The sequence below is a fragment of the Micromonospora sp. RTBAU3-60 genome (assembly GCF_054963695.1).
Genome location: NZ_JBUEGB010000013.1, coordinates 47,214 through 62,773, shown reverse-complemented (window position 1 = coordinate 62,773; position 15,560 = coordinate 47,214). Strand labels below are relative to the sequence as shown.

The window sequence follows — 15,560 nt, the reverse complement described above, 5'->3', positions numbered from 1 at the left end:
CGCGCAGAAGTTTCAACCGTCGGTTCAACGATACCGTTGATGACATGACCGTTGGCATCAAAGACACCGCCCACGCCGTTGACGCTGCCGTCGTCATGGGGTTGCTCCCGGCCCGGCCGCGCCTGCTCGCCCTGGGTGAGCCCACCCACGGCGAGGACGTTCTGCTCGACGTACGCAACGAGCTCTTCCGGCAACTCGTCGAGCAGGAGGGCTACCGGACGATCACGATCGAGAGCGACTGCATGATGGGCCTGCTCGTGGACGACTACGTCACGGCGGGTACGGGCACCCTCGACGAGGCCATGGAGCGCGGCTTCAGCCACGGGTTCGGCGCGTCCGCGGCCAACCGCGAACTGGTGCGCTGGATGCGCGCGTACAACGACGGCCGGCCCGCGTCCGAGCGGCTGCGCTTCGCCGGTTTCGACGGCCCGCTGGAGATCACCGGCGCCGCGAGCCCTCGGCAGGCCCTCACCGCACTCCACGCCTACCTCACCGCCCGGGTGGACCCCGGCCTGCTCCCCTGCACCGCGGAAACGCTCGACCGCCTGCTCGGCGCCGACGACCGGTGGACCAACCCCGCCGCGATGATGGACCCGACCCAGTCCCTCGGGCAGACGCCCGAGGCCAAACAGCTGCGGCTGCTCGCCGACGACCTGGCGGCCCTGCTCGACGCGCAGACGCCCCACCTGATCGCGGCGTCCTCGCGCGACGACTGGGACCGCGCACGCATGTACGGGCGCACCGCCACCGGGCTGCTGCGCTACCACTTCTGGATGGCCGACACGTCCCCGAGCCGCATGGCGCGGCTGCTGGGCGTGCGAGATTCGATGATGGCCGCCAACCTGCTCGCCGTCGCGGAACGGGGCCCGGCGCTGGTGCACGCCCACAACGGGCATCTCCAGCGGGACAAGAGCACGATGCAGATGTGGGAGGGACCGGTGGAGTGGTGGAGCGCCGGGGCGATCGTCAGCGCGCACCTGGGCGAGGGGTACGCCTTCCTGGCCACCGCCCTCGGCACGATCCGCCACCACGGTGTGCAGGCCCCACCCCCGGACACCATCGAAGGGCTCCTGTACGCGCTCCCGGAGGACCGTTACGTCGTCGACGCCCGCCGACTGGCCGCTGTCCTTGGCGGCGTGACGTCCGCCTCCCGCGTGTCCCCCTGGTTCGGCTACGCCCCGCTGGACCCGGCCCACCTGGCCAGCTATGACGGGATCGTGTTCGTCAAGGACGCCCCGCCGAGCTAGGCCCCTGCAGCGCTCCATGAAGCACTGCGGCAACCGCCACAAAGGTGCGGGCGCGCAGCGCCCGCACCTTTGCAGGAAGGATGACCGTCATGCCCACCGGACTCACCAGGGACGCCGGCTGGCAGATCGGGGTGTCCCGCATGCTGGCCCACCCCGCGCCCGTCGTCTGGGACTTCATCAGCGGCCCCGAAGGGCTCGCCCTCTGGCTCGGCCCCGGCGCGGTCCTCACCCCGCAACGCGGCGCCCCCTATCGGACGGCCGCCAGCGTGACGGGCGAGGTGCGCGGCTACCGCCCGGCGGACCGGATCCGGGTCACCAACGGCACCACCACGATCCAGGTCGCCCTCTCCCCCGCCGCCGACGGAGCCCGGACGATGCTCCGCTTCCACCAGGAGCGCCTGGCCAGCGCCGAAGAGCGCGAACAACAGCGGGCGTACTGGCGGCGCAACCTGGACCAGGTCGCTGCCGCCCTCGACCAGCGGTGAACGGCATGACGGGGATGACCGCGGCGGACGTCCGGCGCGCCGCCGCCGAGATGACCCGGGTGCTGCGGCCCGCCGTGGACCGCGACTGGACCGTGCCGGCGGCAGACCTGGAGTGGACCTGCTGGACGGCTGCCGCGCACGTCGCCCACGACCTGCTCGCCTACGCCGCGCAGCTGACCGGCCTGCCGGCCGGCGGCTACCTCCCCCTCGACCTGCGGGTACGCGCCGACGCGACACCGGCCGACGTGCTGACCGTGGTCACCGCGAGCGCCGGGCTGCTCGCCGCCGCCATCGACACCGCCGCCCCCGACAGCCGCGCCTGGCACTGGGGGCCGTGCGACCCGGGCGGCTTCGCGGCGATGGGCGTCGCCGAGATCCTGCTGCACACCCGGGACATCACCGGCGGCCTCGGGCTGGACTGGTCGCCGCCAGCACAGCTGTGCGCCGGAGTGCTCGGCCGGCTGTTCCCGGACGCGCCGGACGGCGATCCCGTCGCGGTGCTGCTCTGGATGACCGGCCGGGCGCCGCTCGGCGACCGGCCACGGCGTACCGCGTGGACGTGGCGGGCCGCGCTCGGCTGAGGCAGGGTCAGCGGCGGCGCCACGGCAGTCGCCAGCGCAGGCGGCGCACCCGTGCCGTGGCCGGGGCGGTTTCCGCCGCCGTGCCGGCCGTGACCCGTTCGGCGGCGGCCCGCTGGCGTTCCTGCCGCCAGATGCGCACGGTCTCGTCGACGTTGACGGGACGGACCGCCACCCGGGGCCCGCTGGGCGCGCGCAGGAAGTCCACGATCTCCCGGTTCAGCGCCGCGACCACCGCCCGCACCGACTCCTCGGTCGGCAGGTCCCGCACCTCGCCGGGCAGCCGCTCCACCCGGCGTCGCAGCTGCAACGGGGTGGGCAGCAGCAGGTCGCCCGGAATCCGTTCCCGCTCCAGGAAGCTCTTGATCCACCACGACTCGTCGTAGGGCAGGCCCCGCCCGGGAATCGGCTTGCCGGCGCCGGGCAGGTTGTCGAACACGCCGCGCTCCTGAGCTGAGCGGATCTGCGCCTCGACCGCCGCCTCCCAGCTGGTCGTCACCGCCGTCACCTCCCGCTCCCACCGTATCCGCCGGTCATCCACGAGGTCAGCGCCGGCCGGCGGTGGACCATTCCCTACCCGGCTGGCGGGCCCGCGTACATTCCTGGTGGGCCCGCAGGGGCTCGTACCGTCGAGGGGAAGGACCACCGGGATGCGCGACTGGTTGGCCGGGCTCGGCGTCGCGGTGGCCTGCCTGCTGGCGAGCTGGGCGCTGCTGGCCCGGCGGCTGGCGCCGGGCATCCTGCGCGACCTGGCCGCGTTCGTCCCGGACTGCCTGACCACCGTGCGCCGGCTCCGCAAGGACCCGCGGGTCCCCCGGCGGGCGAAGGCCGCGATCGTCTTCGCCGGGCTCTGGGTGGCCAGCCCGATCGACCTGATCCCCGAGTTCCTGCCGGTGATCGGCCCGCTGGACGACATCGTCGTGGTGGCCCTCGCCCTGCGGTACGCCGGCCGGCAGGTGCCCCGGCAGGTGCTGCTCGACGCGTGGCCGGGCGAGCCGCGGCTGCTGCTGCGCCTGCTCGGCCCGGCACCGGCCGGCGCCGCGTCCGACGACGCCACCGCGACCGGCTCCGGCAGCGACCTGGCCGGTCGCTGAGCGCGCCCGGCGCGCTGCTCGCGGCGGCGGCGTTCCAGCCGGCCCTGCCGTCCGCGATGACCGGTTTCGGCGGTGCGGTCCGGTTGCTGCCGGTGCCCACCGCCCTGTCCGGGCGGCGGGGCGCCGTGCCGGTGCCGCCCCGCACCACCGCGGGCGCTCGTCGTCGCCGGCTGGTGAGCCGGGTCAGCGGTGCCAGCGCACGTGCCGGTGCCCGTCGCGGGGGAACGGCGGCTGGGCGGGCAGCACCTCCTGGAAGGCGTACCCGCTCTTCTCCGCCACCCGGCAGGAGGCCAGGTTGTCCACCTGGTGCAGCAGCTCGAGACGGGTCAGCCCGCCGGCGGCGAACCGGGCGAACGCCCAGTCGCTGACCGCGGTGACCGCGCGGGGCGCCACCCCGCGCCCGCGAGCCGGCGCCGCCGTCCAGTAGCCCACCTCGGCGTCCGGGCGGCCGGGGGTGACCTCCTTGAGCACCACGTTCGCCACCAGCCGCTCCCCCTGCGGCCCCGGCTCCAGCACCGCGAAGCTGAACCGCCGGCCGGCCGCCCAGCCCTGCCGGGCCCGGCGCAGGAACGCCCGGGCGTCCGCGGCAGTGGTGACCGGAAACCGGGTCCAGCTGCGCAGCACCGGGTCCCGGTACGCCGCCAGCAGCGCGTCGGCGTCGTCGGCGCGCCATGGCCGGAGCACGAGTTCGGGGGCGGTGGCCGTGGCGGCGGCGCGCAGGACCATGGACATTCCCGCATTCTCGCGCCTCGGTCCCGCCCGCCGGAAGCGGGGCGATCACCGTTCCTCCGCCTCCTGGGCGCCTGAACCGCCCGACGCCACGGAACGCCGGCCCGACGGGTGGGACGGCCATGGTCCACCTGGTCAGGCCGTGACCGCCCAGGCGTAGGGTCGCCGGCAGATTCACCGGAACGGGGGGCGTCATGGTCACTGCAGGCGCGTTGGTGGGCATCGGCCTGGTGGCGTTGGGGCTGGTGCTCACGCCCGGCCCGAACATGGTCTACCTGGTGTCCCGGTCGGTCACCCAGGGCCGGCGGGCCGGGCTGATCTCGCTGCTCGGGGTGGCCGTCGGGTTCCTGGTCTACCTGGTCGCGGCGGTCGCCGGGATCGCCACGGTGTTCGTGCTGGTGCCGCCGCTGTACCTGGCGGTGAAGCTGGCCGGGGCGGCGTACCTGCTGTGGCTGGCGTGGCGGACGCTGCGCCCGGGCGGGCAGTCGGCGTTCACGCCGGCGCCGCTGCCGCCGGACCGCCCCCGGCGGCTGTTCACCATGGGCCTGGTCACCAACCTGCTCAACCCGAAGATCGCCATCCTGTACGTGTCGCTGCTGCCGCAGTTCATCGACCCGGCGCGCGGGCACGTGGCGGTGCAGAGCCTGCTGCTGGGGCTGACCCAGATCAGCATCGCGCTGACCGTGAACGGGCTGATCGTGCTCACCGCCGGCACGGTGTCGGCGTTCCTCACCCGCCGGCCGGCGTGGGCGCGGGCGCAGCGGTACGTGATGGGCAGCGTGCTGGCGGGCCTCGCGGTCCGGATCGCCGCGGACCGGTCCCGCGCCGCCGTCGCCACCCCCTGACCGCCTCGCTGCTGACCGGACGCTCAGAGGTTGTCGGGTCGGTTGAGCGCCGGGTGCCGCTCACCCGGCGCGGCGTACCAGGCCCGCGCCTGATCGGCCAGCGCCGTGTCGATCCGTAGCCGGCTCCAGCCGTCCAGCTCCGGCAGCTCGTCCGGGGCGAACCAGCCGACGGCGACGGACTCGTCGCCGTCGGCGGTGGCGACGCCGCCGACGGCCCGGCAGCGGAACCACACGTTGAGGTACTCGCAGGTGTCGCCGTTCGGGTAGCGCACCGGATGGGTGGCCACCCCGCCGATCCGTTCGATCGCCACCCGCACCCCGGTCTCCTCGTACACCTCGCGCAGCAGCGCGTCGGCCGGCTGCTCACCCGGGTCGACCATCCCGGCCGGCAGCGACCAGCGGCCGTTGTCGCCGCGGCGGGCCAGCAGCAGCCGCCCGGCGTCGTCGGTCACCACCGCGCTGACCCCGTACAGCATGAGCAGGTCGTGTCCGATGTGCTGGCGCAGCCGCGCGACGTACGGCGAGACGGGCATGCCCGGCAACCTACCCGCCGCCGGCGCGGCCGGCCGCGCCGCCCGGACCGGCCACTAGACTTCGGCCCCGATGGACGCCCAGCCCACCCCCGACACCCGCCCGTGCGCCCACTGTGGGCGGGAGGTGCCGCAGCGCGCCGGCGCCGGCCGCCCGTTCCGGTACTGCCGGGACAACGACGGCGCCTGCCAGCGGGCCTCCCGCAACTCCCGGATGCGCCACCGCAACGCCCCCGGCCTGCCCGGGCAGGTGGCCCGCACCTGGGAGGCGGTGGACCGGCTCGACCAGATCGTGGAGACCCTCACCGACGCGCTGCACGCCGAGCTGTCGCCGGCCGGGGTGGAGCGGCAGGTCGCGCAGGTCCGCGCCGAGGCGGCCGCTCAGGTCGCGGCCGCGCACACCGAACGCGACGACGCCCGCCGCGACGCCGAGGACGCCGCCGCGGCCGCCGCCCGCGCCCGTCAGGACGCGCAGGCGGCGGCCGCCGAACGGGACGCGGCCCGGCAGCGGGCCGAGCGGGCCGAGGCGGAGGCCGCCCAGGCCGGCGAGCGGGCGCGGCACGCCGAGGCGGCCCGGGACGAGGCGCGCGGGGACGCCAGCGCCGCGCAGGCGCTGCGGGTGCAGGCCGAACGGGACCGCGACGCCGCCCGCCACGAGCTGCGCACCGTGCGGACGGAACTCGACGCGCAGCGGCGACAGGTCACCGACCTGACCGCCGAGCGGGACGCCGCCCGCGGCGACGCCGAGCGGGCCACCCGCTCGGCCGCGGAGGCGGTGGAGCGCGCCGAGCGGATGCGTACCGAGGCGGACCGGTCGCGGGCCGACGCCGACGCGGCCCGCACGGCCGCCGAACGGGCCGGCGCGGAGACCGCCGAGGCACGCCGGGCCGAACAGCAGGCGCGGACCGCCGCGCAGCGGGCCGAGGACGCCCGGACGGAGGCCGTCGCGGCCGCCGCGACAGCCCGGCAGGAGGCGGCGGCCCGCGCCGGCGAGCGGGACGCTCTCGCCGCGGACCTGGCCGCCGCGCGGGAGGCCGCCGGCGCCGCCGAGGCCCGGCTGGCGGAGCTGACGGTACGGCTGCGTGCCGCCGAGACCGACCGCGACGCGGCGCAGCAGCGGGCCGCCCAGCTGGCCGACCAGGTCAGCGACCTGGCCAGCGCGCTGGCCAGGCTCGGGACCCGCGCCACCTGACGTATTTTGGTTGAATGCACAACCACTTGACGTTCCCGTCGCCGGTGGTGGCCACCGCCGGCAATCCGGACCCGGCGGCGCCGCTGGTCGTGCTGCTGCACGGCCGGGGCAGCCACGAACGGGAGATCCTCTCCCTGGCCGCGCAGCTGCCGGCCGGCCCGGCGTACGCGGCGCTCCGCGCGCCGATCGCCGAGGGCGGCGGGTACGCCTGGTTCGCCAACCGGGGCGTCGGCCGCCCGGTGGCGGCGTCGCTGCGCGCGACCATGGACTGGTTCCGCGGCTGGCTCGACGAGGTGGCCCCCGCCGGCCGTCCGGTGGCGCTGGTCGGTTTCAGCGGCGGCGCGGCGTTCGCCGGTGGCCTGCTGCTCGACGACCCGGCCCGGTACGCCGGCGCCGCGATCCTCTACGGCACCCTGCCGTTCGACGCCGGCGTGCCCACCACGCCCGGCCGGCTGGCCGGGGCGCCCGTGTTCGTGGCGCAGGGCGAGCACGATTCGGTCATCCCCCGCGAACTGCTCGACCGCACCTGGGCGTACCTGCGCGGCGAGTCCGGCGCGGCCGCCGTGGCCCGGCGCGACCCGGTCGGTCACGAGATCGCCGCGCCGGCCCTGACCGGCCTGTCCGACTGGCTGCGGGAGCGGTTGCCCGCCTGATCACGGGCTGGGACGGGGCAGCGCCGACGGCCCGGCGGCGGCGATGATGCGGGCGTGGGAAAGACGTACGAGCGCATCGGCGGGCGGCTGCGGACCTTCATCGAGGCGCAGCCGATGTTCTTCACCGCCACCGCCCCCCTCGCCGGCGACGGCACGATCAACCTCTCCCCGAAGGGTCTGCGCGGCTCGTTCGCGGTGCTCGACGAGCACACGGTCGCCTACCTGGACTTCGCCGGCAGCAACGCGGAGACCATCGCCCACCTGCGGGAGAACGGCCGCGTCACGCTGATGTGGTGTGCGTTCGCGGGCCCGCCGAACATCGTGCGGGTGCACGGGCGCGGCGAGCCGGTGTTCCGCGACGATCCCCGGTGGCCGGACCTGCTGCGCCACTTCCCCGACATCGACACCACCGTGCACGGGCTGCGGGCGATCATCGTGGTGCGCGCCGACCTGATCCGCGACACCTGCGGGTACGCCGTCCCGCTGATGACCTACGACGCCGACCGTGACCTGCACGCTCGGCGGTTCGCCCGGGAGGACGACGCGTCGCTGAGCGACTACTTCGCCGGCAAGCCGAACGTCGGCACCAGCATCGACGGGCTGCCCGGCCTGCCGCTGCCGCTGCCGCCCACCCCGGCGGCCTGACGCCCGGCCGGGTCAGTGGATGCCGGCCATCAGGTGCCGGATGTGCCGGGCGAACATCACCGCGCTCAGCCCCAGCACCACCGACGCGAGCCCGAAGGTGAGGAAGTAGACCGCCTCCGACCAGGTCCCGGCCAGCCGGGCCACCTGGCCACCGATCGCGTCACCCACCGCGGTGGCGAGGAACCACAGGCCCATCATCTGGCTGGCGTACTTGACCGGGGCCAGCTTCGTGGTGGCCGACAGGCCCACCGGGCTCAGCGACAGCTCACCGGCGACCTGGATGGCGTACACGGCCACCAGCCACCACGGCGAGACCAACTCCCCGCCGACGGCGGCCGCCGCGGCGGCGGCCATCAGCACGAACGACAGGCCGTTGAGGATCAGACCGACGGCGAACTTCATCGGCGTGGACACCCGGTGCCCCAGCTTCAGCCACAGCCAGGCGGCCAGCGGCGCCCCGATGATGATCAGGATCGGGTTCACCGACTGCAGCCAGGACGCCGGGAAGGTGAAACCGAGCGCGTTCCGGTTGGTCTTGTCGGCGGCGAAGATGTTCAGCACCGACCCGGCCTGGTCGTAGATCAGCCAGAACGCGGCGGCGAACACGAACAGCCACAGGTACGCCTTCATCCGGCTGCGCTCGGTACCGCTGATTTCCCGGTCGGTGAGGATCCGGGCGAAGTAGCCGATGGCCACCAGCACGGTGACCAGGGTGAGCAGGTTGACCACGGTGTTGACGGTGAACAGCCCGGTCACGGCGAGGGCGGCCAGCACCGCCAGCACCACCACGACGGTCACGCCGACGCGGGTCAGCGCCCGCCGCCGGTCCGCCCCCAGCAGCGGGTCGGCGGGCCGGGCGCCCGACTCCCCCAGGTTGCGCCGGCCCAGCACGTACTGCACGACACCGAAGGTCATGCCGATCGCGGCGGCACCGAACCCCAGATGCCAGTTGATCTTCTCGCCGAGAAACCCGGTGATCAGCGGCGCGATGAACCCGCCCAGGTTGATGCCCATGTAGAAGATGGAGAAGCCGGCGTCGCGGCGCGGGGAGTCCCGGTCGTACAGGTCGCCGACCATGGTGGAGATGTTTGGCTTCAGCAGACCCGTGCCGAGCACGATCAGGGTCATGCCGGCGAACACGCTCCACCGCGCTGGCACCGCCATCACATAGTGGCCGGCGGCGATGACCACACCGCCCCACAGCACGCTGCGCCGGGCGCCGATGAGCCGGTCGGCGACCCAACCGCCGGGCAGCGCCATCAGGTAGACCATCGCGTTGTAGGTGCCGTAGACGGCATTGGCGGTGGTCTGCGGGATGGCCAAGCCGTCGTCGGCGACGGCCGCGGTCAGGTACAGCACCAGGATCGCGCGCATGCCGTAGAAGCTGAACCGCTCCCACATCTCGGTGAGGAACAGCGTCGACAACGCCCGGGGGTGACCGAAGAAGGTCCTTCCCCCGGGCGGTCGGGCGTCCACCGGCGCGTCACTGCTCATCGTCACCTCCCGCACACCTGCGGCGGATAACATCCCCGGTGACAGCCGAATCACTCCACCCATTCGACCCGGCCGGGGACGACCCCGCCGGGCACCTGTCATGGCCGGTTACCCTTGCAGGGGTCCCGACCGGCGCGGGCCGATTCCGCGTGGGCGGGAATGGCCGGGCGGGCACGGACGGTTACACGAGAAGACCAGCACCACGAACGAGGGGAAGTCGATCATGGGCGAGCGCATGCTGCGCGGAAGCCGCCTGGGCGCGGTCAGCTATGAGTCCGACCGCAACACGGAGCTCGCGCCGCGCCAGACCCGCGAGTACCTCTGCGCCAAGGGGCACCAGTTCGAGGTGCCGTTCGCCGTCGACGCCGAGGTCCCGACGACCTGGGAGTGCAAGTTCGACGGCAGCGTCGCCCGGTTGGTCGACGGCAGCGAGCCGGAGCAGAAGAAGGCGAAGCCGCCGCGTACCCACTGGGACATGCTGCTGGAGCGGCGTTCCATCGCCGAACTGGAGGACATCCTCGCCGAGCGGCTCCAGGAGGTCCGCACCCGGCGCGGCCGCGCCTGACACCAACGACCGAAGCGCCCCCGGGGATCACCCCGGGGGCGCTTCGTCACGTCTGGGCGGTTCAGGGTCGGCCCGGCTCGATGATCTCCCCCTCGATGGCCCGGCCCGGCTCCCCGGCGGCCGGCGGCTGCGGCGGGGCCGGCGGCGGCTGCGGCGCACCCCGGTACACCCGGACCCGGCGCGGGCCGAACAGGTCACCGGCGACCATCGACGACACCCGGCGCTCGGCGACCCGTTGCACCCCGACGCGGGCCAGCTGCCGCACCGGCGGCACCAGCAACAGCAGCCCCACCGCGCCGCTGACCAGGCCGGGCAGCGCCAGCAGCAGCGCCCCCAGCAGACCCACCAGCCCGTCGGTGACCTGCCGCCCCGGCGGCTGCCGGGACTCCACCGCGGCCCGGAAACCCCGCCAGGCCCGGATCCCCTCCCGGCGCAGCAGCACCAGGCCGAGCAGGGACGCCGCGAACACCAGCAGGAGCGCGGAACCGAACCCGACGCCCCGGCCCACCAGGACGAACACGGTCAGCTCCAGCACCGCGAGCAGCAGCAGGGCCGGCGGCGCGTACCTCAGTCCTCGGCGCATCTCACCTCACAGCCTGGGGATTTCATCACGCCCCTCCAGCATGACACGCCCGCGCGTCACGGCCACCGCGCCAACTCGTCGGGCACGCCCCGGCGCGCCGACGCCCGCCGGTCCCGCAGCCCCCAGCTGGTGATCCGCCACAGCGCCTCGGCCATGATCAGCGGGCTCATCTTGCTGTCGCCGTGCTCCCGCTCGACGAACGTGATCGGCACCTCCACGATCCGCACCCCGGCCCGGTGGGCCAGCCGGGACAGCTCCACCTGGAACGCGTACCCCTGTGAGCACACCGAGTCCAGGTCGATGGCGTCCAGCGCGGTCGTCCGGTACACCCGGTAGCCGCCGGTGGCGTCGGAGACCGGCATGCCCAGCGCCAGCCGCGTGTACAGGTTGGCGCAGCGGGACAGCAGCAGCCGCCGCAGCGGCCAGTTCAGCACCCGCGCCCCGCGGGTCCACCGGGAGCCGATCACCACGTCGGCGTCGCGGGCGGCGGCCAGCAGCGCGGGCAGGTCCTCCGGGGCGTGGGAGCCGTCGGCGTCCATCTCCACCACGGCGTCGTAGCCGCGCCGCCGCGCCCACGCGAAACCGGCCAGGTAGGCCGCGCCGAGGCCGTCCTTGCCCTGCCGGTGCAGCACGTGCACGTGCGGGTCGGTACGGGACAGGTCGTCGGCGATCGCGCCGGTGCCGTCGGGGCTGTTGTCGTCGGCGACGAGGATGTCCACCGCGGGCGCGGCCTCGCGTACCCGTCCGACGATCCGGCGGACGTTGTCGGCCTCGTTGTAGGTGGGGATGACCACCAGCACCCGGCCCACCCCGGGATGGCCGGCCGTCCGTTTCCCGGCTGCCACGCCCACCCTCGTACCGCCTTTCCGCTCGTCCTACCCGGGGGTGACCTCCCGCCGCCGGCGCAGCACCGCCGCGCCGGCCAGGGCCGCCGCCGCCAGCGCGGCGAGGGCCGCCTCCGGCCACACCCCCGCCCGGGTGGCGGGGGTACGCCCGTCCCCGAGCTGCATCTGCCGGACCACCACCGCCGCGGTGTTGAATCCGGTGGCCCCGTCTACCCGCCCGTCGGGGGTAACGAACCCGGACACCCCGACCGTGGAGGCCATCAACGCCGCCCGGCCGTGTTCGACGGCGCGCAGCCGCACCATGGCCAGCTGCTGGCGGGCCTCCGCCGCGTCGAAGGTGGCGTTGTTGGTCTGCACCACCAGCAGCTGCCCGCCGCCGGTGACGGTGTCCCGGACCAGGCCGTCGTAGGCGACCTCGAAGCAGATCACGTCGCCGAGGGTGACCGCCCCGGCGTCGAGCACGCCGGGGGTGGCGCCGGGGACGAAGTCGGCGCGGATCCGGTCGACCTGGTCGCTGACCATCCGGGCGATCCGGCGCAGCGGCACGTACTCGGCGAACGGCACCGGGTGCCGCTTGACGTACAGCTGCCCGAGGTCGGGGCCGGTGCCGGGCCGCCACAGCAGTCCGGCGTTGCGGACCTGCCCGGTGTCGGGGCCGAGCAGCACCGCGCCGACCAGGATGGGCGCGCCGATCACGTCGGCGGCCTGGGAGATCCGGTCCGCGGCCTCCGGGTTGCGCAGCGGGTCGATGTCGCTGGAGTTCTCCGGCCACACCACCAGGTCGGGGCGGCGTTGCGCGCCGGCGGTGACCTGTTCGGCCAGTTTCAGCGTGGCGTCGACGTGGTTGTTGAGCACGGCCTGCCGCTGGGCGTTGAAGTCCAGCCCGAGGCGGGGCACGTTGCCCTGCACGATGGCGACGGTGACGGTGTCGCCGCCGCCGCGCACCCCGACCGGCACGGCAGTGCCGGCGGCGAGCAGCGCCGCGAGGGCGGCGGCGATGCCCGCCACGGGCCGCCAGTGCCCGACAGGGCGCCGCCAGTCCCGCCAGGCGGCGGTGACCAGGAGCCCGCCGGCCAGCGCGACCGCGCAGGTGACCAGCGGGGCGCCGCCGAGCGCCGCCAACCGCAGCAGTGGGGAGGTGTCCTGGCTGAACGCCAGCCGCCCCCACGGGAACCCCCCGAAGGGGGTCCGGTCCCGCAGCGCCTCCTGCCCCACCCACAGCACTGCGGTCAGCAGCGGCCACGCCGCCCGGTGCCGGTCGGCCAGCGGGGACACCCAGGCGGCGGCCGTGCCGAGCAGCGCCAGGTAGCCGGCCTGCAGCAGGGACAGCAGGATCCACGGCAGGACGCCGGTGTGCAGGTTGGTCCATTCCAGCAGCGGCGCGAACAGCGCCAGCCCGGTGAGGAAACCCAGGCCCGCGCCGGCGCGCAGCCGCCGCCGGTGCGCCGCCGCGGCGAGCAGCGCCACCCCGACGGGGGCGAGCGGCCACACACCGTACGGGGGGAACGCGGCCAGCAGGGCCAACCCGGCCAGGACGGCCAGCGGCGCGGCCACCCGCAGCGGCAGCGGGCGGGCTCCCGCCGTCTCGCGTGCCCCGTGCGGGGTACGCACCTCTTCCCGGTCGAGCGTCGTCACCGGCACCTCACCACGATCACGCGCCGAAGGCTACCCGGCCCGGGCGGGCGGCGGTCGGTCAGTCGGGCAGCGCAATCACCGGCAGGTCTCCGTCGCCGTAGCGCGGTTCCCCGCTGAGGATCGGGGCGTCGTGGGTGAGGCACGCCAGCACGGTGCTGGCCAGGTCGGCGCGGCCGGTGAACCGCCGCCAGTAGGCCAGTTCCTGCCACGAGCCGGCGTCGGTGGGCAGGACCGCGCAGGCGTCCAGGGCGAGCAGCCGGCGCAGCGCCGCCCGGTCCTTCGCGTCGTCCACGACGGCGAGGGTCTCCGCGGCGGTCACCGCGGTCACCCCGAACCGCACCCCGTCGGTGATCACCTCGTGCAGCGTCTCGCCGACGTGCACGGATCCGGACACGTACGCCAGCAGCGCGGACCGGTCCAGCACCAGCCGCACGGGCGGGGCGTCGGGGGTGCTCACGCGGCGGAGACGGCGCGTGGATCCTCGTCGGCGGCGCCGCGCACCCGGTCCCGGACCGCCTGGTAGCGCTCGGCCGACCAGGACGCGTCGACGGCGGCGCGGGCGGCCCGGGCCCGGGCCACCCCCTCGTCGGTGACCGTGATGCCGTGGTGGGCCAGTTCCGCGTCGAGGGCCTCCCGGCGCATCAGCACCCGGGCGGCGTGCACCAGGTACGCGCTGGCGTTGGGTTCCCGCTCGAGGCGCTCGGCGACGTCCGGCGGAACCGAGATCGACAATTTCCGCACCGCTCCGGTCATACCAGGCACCGTACCAGGTAGCACCAGTGTTCGGCGCCGGCCGCGCGGCGGGCGGCGCGACGGTTCTGCGGCTTCGCGCCGGCGGGGCGGGCGCGGCTGCCAGACTCGGCAGCATGAGCGCTGGCCAGTGGCGGGGTCGCATCCTGCCTGCCGCGCCGGGGTCGCGCGTCACCCGGGTGGAGTTGTTCTACGACCTGGTATTCGTGTTCGCGTTCCTCAACGTCACCAACCTGCTCTCCGAGACCCTGAGCATCCAGTCGCTGCTCGCCGGGCTGGTGGTGCTGTCGCTGCTGTGGTGGTGCTGGGTGTCCTTCGCCGCGCTCGGCAACGTGGTGCGCACCGACCAGGGGATCATGCCGCTGATCGGCGCGGTGACGGTGGCCGCCCTGTTCGTGCTCACGTTGACCCTGCCCGAGGCTTTCGCCGACGCTCCCGGCGGGCCACGCGGCCCGCTCGTCTTCGCCGGCTGCTACCTGATCATCCGGGCCGCCCAGGTGCTGGTGCTGGTGACCGGCAGCGACCACCCTGGCCGGGCGGCGCGGCGCATCGGCCTGCCGCCGCTGCTCAGCGTGGTGCTGATCCTGGCCGCCGCGACGCTGCCGGAATCGGCGGCGCACCAGGCGACGGCCTGGCTGCGGCTGGGGCTGTGGCTGGCCGCGATCGGCATCGAGTTCACCGCCGGGGGCCTGGTCCGCAGCGCCGGCTTCACCGTCGTGTCCGCCGCGCACTGGGCGGAGCGGTACGCCCTGATCCTGCTCATCGCGCTCGGCGAATCGATCATCTCGCTCGGGTTGGGGCCGAAGCTGAGCGCCGGTCTGCCGATCACCTGGCCGGTGATCGTGGCGTCGGTGCTCGGCGTCACCGTCATCGCGGCGCTGTGGTGGATGTACTTCGACAGCCTGGCCTCCGCCCTGGAGCAGCGGCTGCACCGCACCCGCGACCCCGACGCCCGGGCGGCGTTCGCCCGCGACGTCTACGCGTACCTGCACCTGCCGTTGATCGCCGGGATCATCCTGTTCGCCCTGGGCCTCAAGCGCTACCTCGCCGCCATCGCCCACCCGCACGGGAGCCCGTGGCTGCAACGCGCCGCCGGACTGGACCACCGGGTGCTGTTCGCCGGGGTGATCCTCTACATCCTGGGGTTGCTGGCCCTCGGGGTGCGGGCCAGCCACCGGGTGCCGCTGATGCCGACCGTGGTGGCGGTCGCGCTCGCAGTCGGGCTGCCGTGGGCCGGCTGGCTGCCGGCGGTCGTCGGGCTGGCCGTGCTGGCGGTGGTCAGCGTCGCGTTGGTGCTGCTGGGCCTGCGGGCGGGCGATCCGTGGCGCCGGCAGGTGCGCCAGACCGCGTTGAGCGAGCAGGTCGCCGCCGAGCAGGAACAGTCCGAGTGGCGCCGCCGCCACCTGTGACGACGCAACGAAAATCGGGGCGCGGCTTGCGCCGCGCCCCGATGCTCCCAGGCCCTTCCCGGCCGGTGGGGCGAGAATGAGCGACGCCGACCTTCGGACCGACCGGACGCGGACTGGCTGCCCCCGCCTGGCCGTTGTCTACTGGCCGTGCCTTTCACCCTGCCCGTACACCGGTAACCGCGGCCGGTTCGCGCCGCCCCGCCGACCCCCGCCCGCTGGACCTGGCCGCCGCAACCACTCGGGTCGCTCGGCCAGCGGACGAAGGGACGAAGCGAACAACA

19 protein-coding genes are annotated in these 15,560 nt (G+C 74.8%); 10 read left to right on the top strand and 9 right to left on the bottom strand.

Annotated features, from left to right (window positions below; genetic code table 11):
* Positions 1–44: 44 nt before the first annotated feature.
* The 3 genes from ACY34I_RS15370 to ACY34I_RS15360 all read left to right on the top strand — a co-directional run bounded on the left by ACY34I_RS15370 (position 45) and on the right by ACY34I_RS15360 (position 2,313).
* Positions 45–1,247, top strand: a complete 1,203-nt coding sequence (locus ACY34I_RS15370; protein WP_462755712.1) for an erythromycin esterase family protein — start codon at positions 45–47, stop codon at positions 1,245–1,247.
* An 89-nt stretch (positions 1,248–1,336) separates the two neighbouring features.
* Positions 1,337–1,732 (top strand): SRPBCC family protein, encoded by a 396-nt coding sequence (locus ACY34I_RS15365; protein ID WP_462755711.1) that lies wholly within the window; start codon positions 1,337–1,339, stop codon positions 1,730–1,732.
* A 14-nt stretch (positions 1,733–1,746) separates the two neighbouring features.
* On the top strand, positions 1,747–2,313 hold the full coding sequence (locus ACY34I_RS15360; protein WP_462755821.1) for a maleylpyruvate isomerase N-terminal domain-containing protein: 567 nt from the start codon (positions 1,747–1,749) through the stop codon (positions 2,311–2,313).
* Positions 2,314–2,320: 7 nt separating this feature from the next.
* Here ACY34I_RS15360 and ACY34I_RS15355 read toward each other — a convergent pair whose 3' ends face one another.
* Positions 2,321–2,809: a DnaJ family domain-containing protein gene (locus tag ACY34I_RS15355; RefSeq protein WP_462755710.1), complete on the bottom strand. Its 489-nt coding sequence runs from the start codon at positions 2,807–2,809 to the stop codon at positions 2,321–2,323.
* Between the two features lie 151 nt (positions 2,810–2,960).
* Here ACY34I_RS15355 and ACY34I_RS15350 point away from each other — a divergent pair, with 151 nt between their 5' ends.
* Positions 2,961–3,404 (top strand): YkvA family protein, encoded by a 444-nt coding sequence (locus ACY34I_RS15350; protein WP_462755709.1) that lies wholly within the window; start codon positions 2,961–2,963, stop codon positions 3,402–3,404.
* Positions 3,405–3,587: 183 nt separating this feature from the next.
* On the opposite strand, the gene ACY34I_RS15345 is transcribed toward ACY34I_RS15350, so the two are convergent.
* A complete protein-coding gene (locus ACY34I_RS15345; RefSeq protein WP_148802676.1) occupies positions 3,588–4,136 on the bottom strand; it encodes a GNAT family N-acetyltransferase in 549 nt (182 codons plus the stop codon).
* A gap of 191 nt (positions 4,137–4,327) precedes the next feature.
* Between ACY34I_RS15345 and ACY34I_RS15340 the strand changes: the two genes are divergently transcribed.
* On the top strand, positions 4,328–4,978 hold the full coding sequence (locus ACY34I_RS15340) for a LysE family translocator (protein ID WP_462755708.1): 651 nt from the start codon (positions 4,328–4,330) through the stop codon (positions 4,976–4,978).
* Between the two features lie 23 nt (positions 4,979–5,001).
* Here ACY34I_RS15340 and ACY34I_RS15335 read toward each other — a convergent pair whose 3' ends face one another.
* On the bottom strand, positions 5,002–5,511 hold the full coding sequence (locus ACY34I_RS15335; RefSeq protein ID WP_462755707.1) for an NUDIX hydrolase: 510 nt from the start codon (positions 5,509–5,511) through the stop codon (positions 5,002–5,004).
* 70 nt (positions 5,512–5,581) lie between these two features.
* Here ACY34I_RS15335 and ACY34I_RS15330 point away from each other — a divergent pair, with 70 nt between their 5' ends.
* Genes ACY34I_RS15330 through ACY34I_RS15320 form a run of 3 tightly spaced genes read left to right on the top strand, consistent with a single transcriptional unit; the run spans position 5,582 to position 7,998 of the window.
* The gene (locus ACY34I_RS15330; RefSeq protein ID WP_462755706.1) at positions 5,582–6,700 is read left to right on the top strand and encodes a hypothetical protein; all 1,119 of its coding nucleotides are present in this window, start codon (positions 5,582–5,584) and stop codon (positions 6,698–6,700) included.
* 14 nt (positions 6,701–6,714) lie between these two features.
* Positions 6,715–7,353 (top strand): alpha/beta hydrolase, encoded by a 639-nt coding sequence (locus ACY34I_RS15325; protein WP_462755705.1) that lies wholly within the window; start codon positions 6,715–6,717, stop codon positions 7,351–7,353.
* 54 nt (positions 7,354–7,407) lie between these two features.
* Positions 7,408–7,998, top strand: coding sequence for a pyridoxamine 5'-phosphate oxidase family protein (locus ACY34I_RS15320; RefSeq protein WP_462755704.1), 591 nt, complete (start codon positions 7,408–7,410; stop codon positions 7,996–7,998).
* A 12-nt stretch (positions 7,999–8,010) separates the two neighbouring features.
* On the opposite strand, the gene ACY34I_RS15315 is transcribed toward ACY34I_RS15320, so the two are convergent.
* Positions 8,011–9,492, bottom strand: a complete 1,482-nt coding sequence (locus ACY34I_RS15315) for a peptide MFS transporter (protein ID WP_462755703.1) — start codon at positions 9,490–9,492, stop codon at positions 8,011–8,013.
* A 223-nt stretch (positions 9,493–9,715) separates the two neighbouring features.
* Here ACY34I_RS15315 and ACY34I_RS15310 point away from each other — a divergent pair, with 223 nt between their 5' ends.
* A complete protein-coding gene (locus ACY34I_RS15310) occupies positions 9,716–10,057 on the top strand; it encodes an RNA polymerase-binding protein RbpA (RefSeq protein WP_046564157.1) in 342 nt (113 codons plus the stop codon).
* 61 nt (positions 10,058–10,118) lie between these two features.
* Here ACY34I_RS15310 and ACY34I_RS15305 read toward each other — a convergent pair whose 3' ends face one another.
* From ACY34I_RS15305 to ACY34I_RS15285, 5 genes are read right to left on the bottom strand one after another with little or no spacing between them, the layout of a single operon-like run.
* The gene (locus ACY34I_RS15305; protein ID WP_462755702.1) at positions 10,119–10,640 is read right to left on the bottom strand and encodes an FxsA family protein; all 522 of its coding nucleotides are present in this window, start codon (positions 10,638–10,640) and stop codon (positions 10,119–10,121) included.
* Positions 10,641–10,696: 56 nt separating this feature from the next.
* Positions 10,697–11,491: a polyprenol monophosphomannose synthase gene (locus tag ACY34I_RS15300; RefSeq protein WP_462755701.1), complete on the bottom strand. Its 795-nt coding sequence runs from the start codon at positions 11,489–11,491 to the stop codon at positions 10,697–10,699.
* Between the two features lie 24 nt (positions 11,492–11,515).
* Complete coding sequence (lnt, locus tag ACY34I_RS15295; RefSeq protein WP_462755820.1) at positions 11,516–13,120, bottom strand: apolipoprotein N-acyltransferase; 1,605 nt, start codon at positions 13,118–13,120, stop codon at positions 11,516–11,518.
* Positions 13,121–13,178: 58 nt separating this feature from the next.
* A complete protein-coding gene (locus ACY34I_RS15290) occupies positions 13,179–13,577 on the bottom strand; it encodes a PIN domain-containing protein (RefSeq protein WP_462755700.1) in 399 nt (132 codons plus the stop codon).
* On the bottom strand, positions 13,574–13,873 hold the full coding sequence (locus tag ACY34I_RS15285; RefSeq protein ID WP_462755699.1) for a hypothetical protein: 300 nt from the start codon (positions 13,871–13,873) through the stop codon (positions 13,574–13,576). Before ACY34I_RS15285 ends, ACY34I_RS15290 begins: the two co-directional genes overlap by 4 nt.
* A 113-nt stretch (positions 13,874–13,986) precedes the next feature.
* Here ACY34I_RS15285 and ACY34I_RS15280 point away from each other — a divergent pair, with 113 nt between their 5' ends.
* Complete coding sequence (locus ACY34I_RS15280; RefSeq protein WP_462755698.1) at positions 13,987–15,279, top strand: low temperature requirement protein A; 1,293 nt, start codon at positions 13,987–13,989, stop codon at positions 15,277–15,279.
* Positions 15,280–15,560 lie beyond the last annotated feature (281 nt).

Coding starts and splice junctions, on each gene's coding strand:
- ACY34I_RS15370 (WP_462755712.1), top strand. CDS start 45: ATGACCGTTGGCATCAAAGACACCGCCCACGCCGTTGACGCTGCCGTC.
- ACY34I_RS15365 (WP_462755711.1), top strand. CDS start 1,337: ATGCCCACCGGACTCACCAGGGACGCCGGCTGGCAGATCGGGGTGTCC.
- ACY34I_RS15360 (WP_462755821.1), top strand. CDS start 1,747: ATGACCGCGGCGGACGTCCGGCGCGCCGCCGCCGAGATGACCCGGGTG.
- ACY34I_RS15350 (WP_462755709.1), top strand. CDS start 2,961: ATGCGCGACTGGTTGGCCGGGCTCGGCGTCGCGGTGGCCTGCCTGCTG.
- ACY34I_RS15345 (WP_148802676.1), bottom strand. CDS start 4,136: ATGTCCATGGTCCTGCGCGCCGCCGCCACGGCCACCGCCCCCGAACTC.
- ACY34I_RS15340 (WP_462755708.1), top strand. CDS start 4,328: ATGGTCACTGCAGGCGCGTTGGTGGGCATCGGCCTGGTGGCGTTGGGG.
- ACY34I_RS15335 (WP_462755707.1), bottom strand. CDS start 5,511: ATGCCCGTCTCGCCGTACGTCGCGCGGCTGCGCCAGCACATCGGACAC.
- ACY34I_RS15330 (WP_462755706.1), top strand. CDS start 5,582: ATGGACGCCCAGCCCACCCCCGACACCCGCCCGTGCGCCCACTGTGGG.
- ACY34I_RS15325 (WP_462755705.1), top strand. CDS start 6,715: ATGCACAACCACTTGACGTTCCCGTCGCCGGTGGTGGCCACCGCCGGC.
- ACY34I_RS15315 (WP_462755703.1), bottom strand. CDS start 9,492: ATGAGCAGTGACGCGCCGGTGGACGCCCGACCGCCCGGGGGAAGGACC.
- ACY34I_RS15310 (WP_046564157.1), top strand. CDS start 9,716: ATGGGCGAGCGCATGCTGCGCGGAAGCCGCCTGGGCGCGGTCAGCTAT.
- ACY34I_RS15305 (WP_462755702.1), bottom strand. CDS start 10,640: ATGCGCCGAGGACTGAGGTACGCGCCGCCGGCCCTGCTGCTGCTCGCG.
- ACY34I_RS15285 (WP_462755699.1), bottom strand. CDS start 13,873: ATGACCGGAGCGGTGCGGAAATTGTCGATCTCGGTTCCGCCGGACGTC.
- ACY34I_RS15280 (WP_462755698.1), top strand. CDS start 13,987: ATGAGCGCTGGCCAGTGGCGGGGTCGCATCCTGCCTGCCGCGCCGGGG.